General features: G+C 70.7%; 14 protein-coding genes and 1 pseudogene. 10 read left to right on the top strand and 5 right to left on the bottom strand.

The features are described 5' to 3' along the window. The coding region (nadE, locus tag E1292_RS18170; RefSeq protein ID WP_132596401.1) for an NAD(+) synthase at positions 1-900 on the top strand (900 nt) is incomplete at its 5' end. Between the two features lie 14 nt (positions 901-914). Here the strand turns inward: nadE and E1292_RS18175 are convergent. Further along, positions 915-1,271, bottom strand: a complete 357-nt coding sequence (locus E1292_RS18175) for a hypothetical protein (protein WP_132596402.1) — start codon at positions 1,269-1,271, stop codon at positions 915-917. A gap of 128 nt (positions 1,272-1,399) precedes the next feature. Between E1292_RS18175 and E1292_RS18180 the strand changes: the two genes are divergently transcribed. The 4 genes from E1292_RS18180 (at position 1,400) to E1292_RS18195 (ending at position 3,273) form a co-directional block, all read left to right on the top strand. Further along, positions 1,400-1,756, top strand: a complete 357-nt coding sequence (locus E1292_RS18180; protein ID WP_132596403.1) for a metalloregulator ArsR/SmtB family transcription factor — start codon at positions 1,400-1,402, stop codon at positions 1,754-1,756. Beyond that, positions 1,753-1,920 (top strand): SRPBCC family protein, encoded by a 168-nt coding sequence (locus tag E1292_RS18185; RefSeq protein WP_246090178.1) that lies wholly within the window; start codon positions 1,753-1,755, stop codon positions 1,918-1,920. The genes E1292_RS18180 and E1292_RS18185 overlap by 4 nt, the downstream gene beginning before the upstream one ends. A gap of 178 nt (positions 1,921-2,098) precedes the next feature. Continuing rightward, positions 2,099-2,602 (top strand): RNA polymerase sigma factor, encoded by a 504-nt coding sequence (locus E1292_RS18190; RefSeq protein ID WP_132596404.1) that lies wholly within the window; start codon positions 2,099-2,101, stop codon positions 2,600-2,602. Next, on the top strand, positions 2,599-3,273 hold the full coding sequence (locus E1292_RS18195; RefSeq protein ID WP_132596405.1) for a permease-like cell division protein FtsX: 675 nt from the start codon (positions 2,599-2,601) through the stop codon (positions 3,271-3,273). The genes E1292_RS18190 and E1292_RS18195 overlap by 4 nt, the downstream gene beginning before the upstream one ends. A gap of 70 nt (positions 3,274-3,343) precedes the next feature. Here E1292_RS18195 and E1292_RS18200 read toward each other — a convergent pair. Beyond that, positions 3,344-4,992 (bottom strand): annotated as a pseudogene (locus E1292_RS18200) (IS1182 family transposase). A gap of 122 nt (positions 4,993-5,114) precedes the next feature. On the opposite strand from E1292_RS18200, the gene E1292_RS18205 reads away from it, so the two are divergent. The 3 genes from E1292_RS18205 (at position 5,115) to E1292_RS18215 (ending at position 7,634) form a co-directional block, all read left to right on the top strand. Further along, positions 5,115-5,441, top strand: coding sequence for an SRPBCC family protein (locus tag E1292_RS18205; protein ID WP_132596406.1), 327 nt, complete (start codon positions 5,115-5,117; stop codon positions 5,439-5,441). Positions 5,442-5,641: 200 nt separating this feature from the next. Next, positions 5,642-6,760 carry a YhaZ family DNA alkylation repair protein gene (locus tag E1292_RS18210; protein WP_132596407.1) on the top strand — a complete coding sequence of 373 codons (1,119 nt, stop codon included), beginning with the start codon at positions 5,642-5,644 and terminating at the stop codon, positions 6,758-6,760. A gap of 175 nt (positions 6,761-6,935) precedes the next feature. Continuing rightward, positions 6,936-7,634, top strand: coding sequence for a GNAT family N-acetyltransferase (locus E1292_RS18215; protein ID WP_220446911.1), 699 nt, complete (start codon positions 6,936-6,938; stop codon positions 7,632-7,634). 75 nt (positions 7,635-7,709) lie between these two features. On the opposite strand, the gene E1292_RS18220 is transcribed toward E1292_RS18215, so the two are convergent. Beyond that, on the bottom strand, positions 7,710-8,345 hold the full coding sequence (locus tag E1292_RS18220; RefSeq protein WP_132596448.1) for an SDR family NAD(P)-dependent oxidoreductase: 636 nt from the start codon (positions 8,343-8,345) through the stop codon (positions 7,710-7,712). A 77-nt stretch (positions 8,346-8,422) separates the two neighbouring features. Between E1292_RS18220 and E1292_RS18225 the strand changes: the two genes are divergently transcribed. Next, positions 8,423-8,785: a MerR family transcriptional regulator gene (locus E1292_RS18225; protein ID WP_132596408.1), complete on the top strand. Its 363-nt coding sequence runs from the start codon at positions 8,423-8,425 to the stop codon at positions 8,783-8,785. Between the two features lie 258 nt (positions 8,786-9,043). Here the strand turns inward: E1292_RS18225 and E1292_RS18230 are convergent, their stop codons facing one another. Further along, positions 9,044-9,715: a TetR/AcrR family transcriptional regulator gene (locus E1292_RS18230; protein ID WP_132596409.1), complete on the bottom strand. Its 672-nt coding sequence runs from the start codon at positions 9,713-9,715 to the stop codon at positions 9,044-9,046. An 82-nt stretch (positions 9,716-9,797) separates the two neighbouring features. Here E1292_RS18230 and E1292_RS18235 point away from each other — a divergent pair, with 82 nt between their 5' ends. Beyond that, entirely contained in the window at positions 9,798-10,934 is a 1,137-nt protein-coding gene (locus E1292_RS18235; RefSeq protein WP_132596410.1) for a DUF885 domain-containing protein, read from the top strand. An 82-nt stretch (positions 10,935-11,016) separates the two neighbouring features. Here the strand turns inward: E1292_RS18235 and E1292_RS18240 are convergent, their stop codons facing one another. Further along, a complete protein-coding gene (locus tag E1292_RS18240) occupies positions 11,017-11,778 on the bottom strand; it encodes a TetR/AcrR family transcriptional regulator (protein WP_132596411.1) in 762 nt (253 codons plus the stop codon). Position 11,779 lies beyond the last annotated feature (1 nt).

The raw sequence follows: 11,779 nt of genomic DNA on the forward strand, positions 1-11,779 counted from the left end.
CCCTATCCCCCCGCGCCCGCCCCCGTCGCCGCGCGGCTGGACCCGCACGCCGAGGTCTACTCCGCGCTCGTGCTCGCCGTGCGCGACTACGTGGCCAAGAACGGCTTCGAGTCGGTCATCCTGGGCCTGTCGGGCGGCATCGACTCGGCGCTGACGGCCACGATCGCCGCGGACGCCATCGGGCCCTCGCGTGTCCACGTGGTGCTCATGCCGTCCCGCTACTCCTCCGACCACTCGCTGGGCGACGCGGAAGAGCTGGTGCGCCGGCAGGGCGTGAAGTCGCGGGTCGCGCCGATCGCCGAGATCGTCGACGCGTACGAGAAGGAGATCGACCTGTCCGGCCTGGCCTCCGAGAACCTCCAGGCCAGGGTGCGCGGCATGATCCTCATGGGCCTGTCCAACGAGCACGGCCACCTGGTGCTGACGACGGGCAACAAGAGCGAGCTCGCGACCGGTTACTCCACGCTGTACGGCGACTCCGCGGGCGGCTTCGCCCCGATCAAGGACGTGCCGAAGACGATGGTGTGGGAGTTGTCGAGGTGGCGCAACACCCACTCCGACCCCTCCTTCCTGCTGGAGGCCGAGCGGCCGATCCCGGAGAACTCGATCACCAAGGAGCCGAGCGCCGAGCTGCGGCCCGGGCAGCGCGACACCGACTCGCTGCCGCCGTACGAGGTGCTGGACCGGCTGCTGGACGACTACGTGGAGAAGGACATGGGCTCGCAGGAGCTCGTCGCGGCCGGCCACGATCCCGAGCTGGTGACGCGGGTGATCAGGCTGGTGGACGTGGCCGAGTACAAGCGCAGGCAGTATCCGCCCGGCCCCAAGATCACCCCCAAGAACTTCGGCCGGGACCGCCGCCTGCCGATCACCAACAGGTGGCGCGAGACCACCGGCTGAACCCCACCCCTGGCTCATGGCGGCCAGGTCCAGGCCCGCGAGTTGTGCACCAGCGACGCCTGGTGGGCCAGCGCGGACGCGAGCTCCAGCGCTCCACCGCGCCGGATCCGCTCGGCCACCCCGGCGCTGCGCATGCCTGCGCTGACCTGCCGCCGCAACTCGGCGTGCCACGACACGGCCGTGGAGGTGCGCTCGCGCCAGATCCGCCACCCCGGGTAGGTGTCGCGCAGCACCTGGAGCTGGCGGACGCCAGGCTGGAGCGACGGCTGGGAGCGGGAGGCTCGATCCGGCGCGTCGGCGACGCCGCGAGGGCCTGCGCGGCCCCGGGCGATCCGTGAGAAGAGGTCTACGGCTCCCGTCGGCCTGCTCATGCTGCGCACCTCCGCCATCCGTGACCGCTGCGAAGAAGGTTCTTCATGTATCTGGGCCCATGGGAGGTTGCCCGGACGTGGCACCCGGACCCTGGCCAAACACGTAACCAACAGGTTACGCTTTCTGGGTGGACGAAGTGGCGGGAGCGATCGCCGATCCCGTGCGGCGGCGGATCCTGGTGATGCTGCGCGACGGACGGCTGTCCGCCGGGCAGATCGCCGATCAGTTCGCGATCAGCAGGCCGGCCGTGAGCCGTCACCTGCGCGTGCTCAGGGAGAGCGGCCTGGTGCGCGACGAGCTGGTCGGGAGGCAGCGCCTCTACGCGCTCGACCCCGCCAGGCTCGGCGAGCTGCTCGCCTGGCTCTCCCAGTTCGCCCGGCCCTCCGGGTGGGAGCAGCGCTTCGACGCACTGGAGACAGAGGTGTACCGAACGCGCCGCGAGCGCCGCCCCGACACCAGCAGCAGCGAGGAGAACACCGCATGAGCCCGATCCCCACCGGCCGGCTGTTCGGCACGGCCTCAGGACACGACCTCGTTCTCACCCGGACGTTCCGGGCGCCCGCCGAGGACGTGTGGGCGAGCATCACCGAGTCCGAGCGCACGGCCCGCTGGTTCGGCCCCTGGGGACCCTGTTGGCGAAGTAGATAAGACGGAAGCGGCCCCGTGATCACCACTGTGACCACGGGGCGTATCACGTGTCGGGGGACGTGTGCCTGGCCCGGTTTCACCGCTGAGATCACACATACCAAGAACGTTGGGACGGGGATCCTAGAGATCATTTCTCCCTGGACATGTAATCGAGGGGCTGTTGAGGTCATTACCAGGCGTGGACGATTCACAAGCGCGACTCACCGCGCTGTATGAGGAGCACTACCGCAGCGTGCTCAGCTACGTGCTGCTGCGAGCCGATCAGGAGACGGCTGAGGACATCGCCAGCGAGACCTTTGTGATCGCGTGGCGAAAACTCAGCCGCCTACCGGAGCCACCGCTGCCGTGGCTGCTCGGCGTGGCTCGCAACTTGGTACGGACGCAACGTCGCACCACTGCGCGCCGGCACAACCTGGTCGCGCGGCTCGCCGAACTTGCCCCTGCCGACGACGTGGCCGAGCAGGTGGCCGAGCGGCAGGCGGCGCTGACAGCGCTCGCGGAGCTATCCGAGCTCGATGCCGAGGCCGTGCTGCTGGCCAGCTGGTACGGGCTCACCCCGGCCGAGGCCGCGAAGATCGCCGGTTGCTCGGCTCGCACCTTCAACGTACGGCTGCACCGCGCCCGTCGCCGTCTCACCGACGCGCTCAACCTCATCCAGCCCACGTTCCTGGAGCAGTCATGAACGACCTCAACGGCCTGATCACCTCCTTGCGCCCCAACACCGAGGACGCCTACCAGCGCCGCCGCGAAGCCGACCTCGCGCGCGCCTTCGCCACCCGTCGCCGTCGCGGTATCTCCCTCCGGTTGCGGCTTATGGCCGTGGCCGCACCTGTCGCCCTCGCCGGCATCGTGGCCGCGGTCGCACTGGCGCCCAATGCTGCCCCGTCACCGGATCACAGTGCCGCAACGGATCACGACGTCAGGACATCAAGCCTGCACCAGTTCGTTCTCATGAGCTCGAAAGAGCCGGGAATCAGGGTCTTTCTATGCAAGCAGGACTCCCCATGGCCCGCGTGCGGAGGCATCATGGCCGACCCACCGGGGAGGGGTACCGCGATCACCGAACAGCAAAAAGCAGACGTCGAGCGAACGCTGGGCGAACTGCCAGGGGTCGTGAGCGTCACCTTCGAGGACCAGGCCGCCGCACTCGCCAGGTTCCGCAAATTCGCTCCTCAAATGACCGACGTAGAGACCGAGGACATGAACGAGTCGTTTCTCGTCACCATGGAGCCCGGCGCGGACTACAGTCCAGTGATCACAAGGGCGAAGAGCATGCCCGGGGTCTCGAACGCCTTCGAACAGGTTCCTGCTCCGCAGACGCCACCGGCATCCACAAGCCGGCCTGCAGAGTGAAGCCGTCCTCACTGCGCTTGCCGTGCAACCTTCACTTCCCGGGAGAAGGCAAGACGAAAACGCCTACGCATCATGCTGCTGGACGCAGAGCGGCAAAGTGAGAGGTGCGGGTCGGGGCCAGTGGCGTTCCGGTCAGCCAGGCGTCGAGCCTGGTGAGGTTCATCGCCGCGGCGATGAGTAGGTGCTGGAGATGGGTCTTGGCGGTCCCGCGGTAGCGGGACCGCCGCAGGCCGAAGCCTTTGACACCTTGGGCGATGGTGCCCTCGATACCTGCCCGGTGAGCGTAGCGTTGCTGCCATTCGTCGGTGCTTTGTCTCCGCCGGGCACGTTGCAGAGCTTCATGCTCCTCTCGCGGGCGCAGGGTGATACGTCGGCCTTTGGTACCACGGGTGCAAAGGTCCCGGCTGGGACAGTCCCTGCAGTCACGCATCGAAAGCGCACACGAATGACCGGAGTCCCGCCTTGATCGATCTCGCTGGCCCAGGGCAAGCTGGTGGCTCCGGTCGGACAGGTCATGACACGGTTGTCCCAATCGATGGTGAAGTCACTGACGGCGAAGCCGTTGCCCTCGGCACTTTGCCAGGCATTGTCATTGTCGGGCATCATCGGTCCCAGCAGTTCGATGCCGCGACGATCGGCGCGTGCGAGGTTGTGCGCGCTCATGTAACCCTTGTCGGCCAGATGCACCGCCGGCGTCAGCTTCCGTGAAGCCAGGCACTCCTGAACCTGGCCGGTGGCCTCGTAGTCGCTGCCGGGCGACGGTGCGGTGATCACGTTGGTGATCAGATGTGGGGCGTCGGTGTCGCAGGTCTCGGTGAGGTGAACCTTATAGCCGTCCCAGTGCGAGTCGCGCTTGGTTCCGGATCGGGCGTCGCCGTCGTAGGGCGAGATTTGGCGGAGAGTGCCTGGCGGCTGCTCGTCAGGGGTTCGCCAACGCAGTTGCTCCTCGATGGTGACATACTGCTGGATCCATACGTGGCGCAGGACCTGAACCGCGGGGATGTCGCGCAGCCATCCAGGAGCGCTCTGTGAGTACACCGCACGCAGGACGCCGTTCCCGTCGGCGCCGATCTCGTGGCCGAGCTGGATGCGCTCAGCCTTGTTCTTGGGTAGTCGATAGTCCTCAACGCGGGCCTCGTAGCGCTCGAACCATCCGGGTTCGGCCTGGGCCAGCAGCCAGCCGGGGGCTGCGGCGGCCAGCGCGTTGAGCGCGGCGCGCACCGTTTCATGCACCTGCTCCAGCCGATTCATCGTACGCATGGCCATGAGCACGTGGGTGGAGTCGGTCCGCTGCCGACCGCCAGCGCGAAGCAGCCCGGCAGTTACCGCTCGCTCCAGGATCGTGTCGAGCAGGCTTTGTTCAAGCGACCCTACGACCAGGCGATCCCGGAACTCGCTGAGCACGGAGTAGTCAAAGCCCGCGTCGGTCAGCTCCAGCCCGAGCGCGTACTTCCAATCGATCCGCGCTCGCACGGCCTCGGCCGTCTGCCGGTCGGACAGCCCTTCACCGAACTGCAGGATCGACACCAACGCCAGCCGGGCAGGTGACAGCGCCGGACGGCCACGAGTGGAGAAGGCTACGGCGAAGTCCTCGTCCTGGAACAGGACACCCAACGCATCTCGGATACGGATCGCCAGGCTTCCTTTCGGGAAGGCAGCTCGCGCTACCGCCAGGGTGGCTGCAGGGATCTGATCTGACCCAGTCGAACGTAGCGACACCCACGACTCCATCCGCGAGCGAGAACAACAGAAGCGGCCCCATGATCACATCTGTGATCATGGGGCCGCTTCTGTTTAATCTATTTCGCCAACGGTGTCGCCGCACGATCAAGGTGCGGATGGTGCACGAGGAGCAGGAGCCCTGGTGCGAGCTGCGCATCGAGGCCTGCGAGCCGCCACACCGGCTGACCGTGTCGGCGCTCGACGCATTCGGGGCCTGGCGGGTCGACCTGCTGCTGGCGGAGTCCGCCGGCATGACGGAGTTGCGCTTCGTCCAGCACCTGGACGGCACTGACCTGGTCGGGGACGTCGGGCCCGGCTGGGAGTACTACCTCGACATGCTCGCGACCTCCCGCGACGGCTCGCCCAAACCGGATTTCACCGACTACCACCCCGCCATGCAGGCGTACTACCGCGGCCTGTCGCCGGAGGCGCCGGCCGGCGCATGACCCACCGGACGGCACACAGGCCGCCGTCGCGGCGCTGCCTGCTGCTTCCTCCAGGCCGCGGTGGCCCCCCGTCGCCCCGGGCCCCCGACGCCCCGGGCTCCCGACGAGCTGACCCCGCCGACGCGGGCCACGTTTCGCGGCCATCAGGACGGCGAGCCTCCTCGCGAGAACTGTCGGTGGCGGCTGGCACAGTATCGCCCGTGCCCCGACCCCTGAAAGAAATGATCAATCCCGCCTCCGTGCAGGTCCTGGCCGAAGGGCTGACCGCGGCCTGGGCGCCGTTCCCCCGGGCCCGCTTCACCGAGCGGGCCCTGGCCGGGCTGGGCGGGCTGGAGCTCAAAGACCGCGTCAGGCATGTCTCGGCGGCGCTGCACGACGCGCTGCCGCTGCCCTATCCCCGGGCCGCCGAGATCGTGCGCGAGTGCGCGTCCCGGGTGAAGCTCGACATGTGGAGCGGCTGGCCGGCCACCGACCACACGGCCGCCGCGGGGCTCGATCATCTGGAGCCCGCGATGGCCACGCTGGCCACGCTGGCCACGCTCACGCCGTACGCGACGGGCGAGTTCGCCGTACGACCCTTTCTGGAGCGTTACCGCGACGACGCGCTCAAGATCATGCATGCCTGGGCCGAGTCCCCCGACGCGCACCTGCGCCGTCTGGCCTCCGAGGGCTCACGGCCCCGGCTGCCGTGGGCCGGGCGGGTGGCCTGGCTGATGACGCCCGGGCCGACCTTGCCCCTGCTCGACCGCCTGCGCGACGACCCGAGCGAATACGTGCGCCGCTCGGTCGCCAACCACGTCAACGACCTGGCCAAAGACCATCCACGGGTGGCTCTGGAGCTGCTCGCCCGCTGGCGTTCCGATGGCGGCTCCCACGTGGAGAAGGTGCTGCGGCACGCGGCGCGCGGGCTGCTGCGCGCGGGCCATCCCGAGGCGCTCGCGCTCATGGGCGCCACCCCGGGCAGCGGCGCGGTCGAGGCGCTGGCCCTGGAGGCCGGCACCGTGCCCATCGGCGGGAAGCTGTCCTTCACCGTCACGGTCACGGCCGGCGCGCCGGGGCCGATGCTGCTGAAATACGCGATCCGCCGCCCGGGCTCGCGCCGCGTGTTCCACCTGGGCCAGCGGGCGGCCGACGGGTCCGGCGCGGTGTTCACCGTACGCAAGAGCCATTCCTTCCGCCCGGTCACCACCCGTGACGAGCCGCCGGGCGGGCGGGAGCTCGACGTGATCGTCAACGGCAGGGTGGCCGCGACCGCCGCGTTCACCCTGGTCGTTCCCGCACCCGAGCCAGCCCCTGCCACCGGCCCGGCCCCGAAATGAGGAGCGTCCCGCCACCTCCGTCCCGTGCCGGACGGCAAGCCCACCGCACACCGTCCACGCGCCGCACCCCCGCGTCGGACCCACCCACCGGACGCCCGCGCCCGGGTAGATTGCCCCGGGCAGAACGTCCTGCGCAGCGGCCCGTGCACCGCACCTTCCTGGAGGCGGACCCACCGTGACCCACGACGTCGACCTGCTGGCCATCGAGATCGGCGTCATCTGGCGCCTCGACGACCGCGGCCGTCTGCCCGGGCCGGAGGACCTGGTGATGGGTGTGGCGGCCGACGGCATGACCGCGGCGGTGGGGCGCGACGTGCCCGGCGCGCTGGCCTCCCGGCTGCTCGATCTGGTCGCCGGCGGCGCCCCTTCACCCCCTGGTCAGCCGCCGGAGGTGCTGGAGCAGTGCCGCGTGCTCCTCGGAGGGACGACGACGGTGTCCAGCGGGCCGTGCTATGTGGTCCCGCCGCCACCGGTGATCTTCGACGCTCCCGGAGCCGTGGTGCTCCGGTCGGACGACCCGGCGCACGCTGAGCGCGTACGCCCTCTGCGGCCCCCGAACTGGGCCTCCGACGAGTGGGACGACCTCCTCGACGGCCGTGACGGCGCGCCCTGGGCGATGGCCGTGGCGGACGAGCAGGTGGTCGCCGTCTGCCACACCCCGCGTCGGACACCCGACGGCGCCGAGGCGGGGGTGTGGACCGCACCCGCGTTCCGCGGTCGTGGCCTCGCCGCGGCGACCACCGCCACCTGGGCCGGTCTCCTGCCGCGCACCCGCCTGTTCTACAGCACGAGCGCGGACAACCACTCCTCGCAGCGGGTGGCGGCCCGGCTCGGGCTCCGCGCCATCGGCTGGTTGTGGAAGCTCACCCGCTGACACGACCCCGCCGACACCCCGCCCGAGTTCCGAACGGACGGCACCACCTCCACATACGGGCACCCGTTCCGGGGCTCACCCGCCGGTGCCGCCTCCGTGCAGGACCTCCCGCTCCCAGCGGGACCTCGGCTGGGTGTGCAGGCGCCAGTAGTGCTCGGCGATGTCGTCGGGGTCGAAATCCGTGCCGGGCGCGACGGGCCCGGCCACGGTGACGCTGGCCACGTGCACGCCCGACGGCCCCCACTCCTGGTCGAGGATGTCCACCAGGGTGCGCACGCCCGCCTTGCCGAGCGAGAGGCTGGTGTAAGCCGCCTTGGGCTCGGGCATCCCGCCGGTGATGAGGAACGAGCCGCCGCCGCGCCGGGCCATGGCCGGCACGACGTGCGCGGCCGCGACCAGCGCGCCCACCACGTTGACCGCCCAGGTGTCGAGGTGCGTACGCATGCTCGCCTCGGCGGGCGTGTCGGGCCGGATGACGGCCGGGTTGTAGACCACGACGTCCGGCGTGCCCAGCTCGGCGGTGGCCGCGTCGAGCGCCGCGCGCAGTTCGTCCTCGTCGGCGCTGTCGGCCCGGTAGGCGCGCGCCCCGTCCAGATCCAGCGCCGTCCCTGACCGTGAGACGAGGGCGACCTCCATGCCCTCCTTCGCGAACCGGCGGGCGACGGACCGCCCGATACCCGGTCCTGCGCCGATCACCACCACACCCGGCATCATCAGCTCCTTCGCGTTGTTGCCCTAGAACAGTGAGACAGTAAGGCGTCACATCGATGTGAAGGTCAAGGGAACACATGCGGATCGGTGACCTGGCCCGGGAGACCGGGGTGAGCAGGCGGCTACTGCGTTACTACGAGGAGCAGGGCCTGCTCAGGCCCGTGCGGCTGCCCAACGGCTACCGCGACTACGGCGACGCGGACGTGGCCGCCGTACGCCACATCCGGGTGATGCTGGCGGCGGGCCTGCCGACGTCGGTGATCGCGCAGTTGCTCGACTGCGTGCATGACGACGGCGGGCGGATGGTGCCGTCCGGCTGCCAGGGCATGGCCGGCAGCCTGCGGAGGGAGCGCCGGCGCATCGCCGAGAGCATCGAACGGCTCCAGACCTCCCAGCGCGCGCTCGACTCCCTGCTGGCCGCCGTCGCGAAACAGCGGTGACCGCGTAGGACGGCTCCAGCCCGAGCCGTCCCGTCAGGGCGGGTCCGGACCGAGCCGTCCCGTCAGGGCGGGTCCAGCCCGAGCCACCCCGACAGGGCGGGTCCAGCTCAAGTTTTCCCGTCAGGGCGAACGCCGGTCACTTCGCCTGGATGATCGCGGGTCAGAGACACCAGCCGCGCATGCGCGCCCCGTGCGGTTCACGGCGGTCGCCTCGGAGGCTTGGGGCGATCGCGGTCGGGAGACCCGGCATCGGCCGACTCAACCAGGTGGCAGGCGAGTCGCGATGCCGTCGAGGACGAGGTCGAGCCCGAGCAGGAACTGGGCGTCGAAGTCGCCGTCGTCGACCTGAGCGTGCCGGGCTAGCTCGCCGACGTGGTCGTCGAGGTGCCGGGTGACCTTGCCGCGGATCTCGGCGTCGGCTTCGGGCGTGCGTACGGTGTCCCACCAGGTGTTCTCCGACGCGACGAAGCCGTTGACGTACGAGCTGAGCGTGCCGACGGCGGCGACGAGCGTGGCGCCGCTCAGCCCGGCGTCGGCCAGCGCGGAGTAGAACACGCGGGAGCGGGCCACCGCGTTCGGTCCGAGCAGGGGGCGCGTGGCGGTGAGCGCGGGCACCCAGGGGTGGCGGCGCATCACCTGCCTGCTCTGGGTGAGCTGGCGCACCAGGAGCTCTCGCCACGGGCCGGCCTCCGCGGGCTCGATCTCGCCGATCACCTCGTCGAGGGCCAGGTCGAAGACGTCCTCCTTGCTCCTGATGTACTCGTAGAGCGACATCGTCCCCGCCCGCAGGCGCGCGGCCAGCGCCCGCATCGAGAACCCGGCCACGCCCTCGGCGTCGAGCAGCGCGACGGCGGCCGTGACGATGCGCTCGCGCGTCAGGCGTGGCCGGCGCGGCCGGTCGTCGTCACGGAACCAGATGGACTCCGGCACGCTCCGCTTCCCCTTCGTTCCGTGCACTGTACGGAAAACCGTACGGCTAGCTTAGGCCGCCCAGGACGAAGGAGGAGAGTCCATGGCAGAACAGCGGTGGCAACACGACTACGCGATGCTGGCGTTGCGGGTCGACCAGCTGCTGGGCGGCGGCATGCTCATTTGTTCGGGCCCGGCGGAGTGGAGGGCGGCTGCGGAGTCGGAGCCGCCCGCCGCCCCCGGTGAGCTGGCCGGGGAGGCGGATCGGCTGCTGGAGTCGGCCCCGTCGGCGTACCTGGCCGCACAGGTGCGCGCGCTGCGGGCCGTCGCCCGCCGGCTGGACGGCGAGCTGCTGCCACTGGCCGAGTACGCGCGCGAGTGCCTGGGCCTGGAGCCGCGGCGGCTGCCCGAGGAGGTGTTCGAGCAGGCGCACGCGGAGCTGGACGCGGCGCTCCCGCAGACCGGCGGGTCGCTGGCCGACCGGATGCAGGCGTGGCAGGCGGCCCACACGCTGCAGCCGATCGAGCGGCTGCCGGAGCTGGCGGCCAGGGCGGTGGCCGAGACGCGGGCGCGGACGAGCGCGATCATCCCGCTGCCGGAGGAGAGCGTGGAGGTCCGGCTCGTGGAGGGGGTGGCGTTCCACGCGGCCGGCGCGTACGAGGGCGGGCTGAAGTCCACGATCCACGTCAACAAGGCGATCCCGTTCAACCTGGCCGACCTGCTGTACGTCATCGCGCACGAGGGGCATCCCGGGCACATCGCCGAGTCGATGTTCAAGGAGCACCGGGACGACCAGCGCGTACGGTTCATGTTGTCGCCGTCGTTCGTGCTCAGCGAGGGCCTCGGCCTGCTCGCCGAGGAGATCGTCTTCCCCGGCGACGCGGCGCGGGCCTGGCTGGACGAGCACGTCTTTCCCGAGGCCGGCATCCGGCCCGACGGGAGCGACCTGGCCGCGATCCACCACGCGAAGAACGTGTTGTGGGGTGTCTGGGGCAACGCCGTGTTCATGGCGGACGAGGGCAGGAGCGAGGCGGAGCTGGCCGCGTACCTGCGGCGGTGGGGGTTGTACAGCGAGAGCGAGGCGGCGCTGGCCATGGGGCTGGTCAAGCCGTCGCCGACAAGCCCGTACCTGTTCGGATATTTCCATGGATGGGAGCTCCTGCGGCCCTGGGCGACCACCCCGGACCGGGTCCGCCGCCTGCTCACCGAGCCGCTGCTTCCCGCCGACATCGTCCCCTGACGAGCGGCGCGCGATCACCCGGCGTCCCCTGACGCGCGCCGCGCGATCAACCCGGCGTCCTCCCCCGACGAGCGGCGCGCGATCATCCGGCGTCCTCCCCTGACGCGCGCCGCGAGATCAGCGCCTCGACGCCGTCGAGCAGCAGCTCGAGGCCGAAGCGGAAGTCGCCGTCGTCGACCCACCCTTCGGCGCCGCGCAGCGCTCCCCCGCGCACGGCGGCCGACAGCGCCGGGTAGGCCTCGGGGTCGAGCAGCCCCGCGAGAACCTCACCGTAGTCGTCGGCTCCCTCGATGCCCGCGTCGTCGAACTGCGGCTCTCCCCCGCCGACCGTGGTCACGAGCGCCGCGTCGGTCAGCGCGTAGCCGGTCAGGGCGCTGGCCACGTTGATCTTCTCTCCGTCGTCCAGTCCCACGCCGTCGAGCGCGGCGAGGAGACGGTCGAGCCAGAGCAGCCGCCTGGGGCCGAGCGGCGGGGTGAGCCGCGCGATCTGCAACAACCACGGGTGCTCAAGGAGGGTGTCGCGCTGGGCGCGGGTCCAGAGCGCGAGGTAGTCGCGCCAGGGCCGGCCCGCGGGGTCGGGCGGCGCCGACACGACGAAGTCGACCATTGCGGTGAGGAGGTCTTCCTTGCTCCCGACGTACCGGTAGAGCGCCGTCGCCGCCACCCCCACCCGCGAGGCCACGCTTGCCATCGAGACGCCGGTCAGACCCTCGGCGTCGGCGATCTCGATGGCAGCCGAAGTGATCATGCCCAGGTCGAGCCGCGGTCTCGGTCCTCGGCGCGAGACGGGCTCGCGCCCCCACAACCGCTCCACGACGGGCGGCAACGCCCGCTCCTGCGCCATC

This window comes from Nonomuraea deserti (genome assembly GCF_004348685.1).
GTDB lineage: Bacteria > Actinomycetota > Actinomycetes > Streptosporangiales > Streptosporangiaceae > Nonomuraea > Nonomuraea deserti.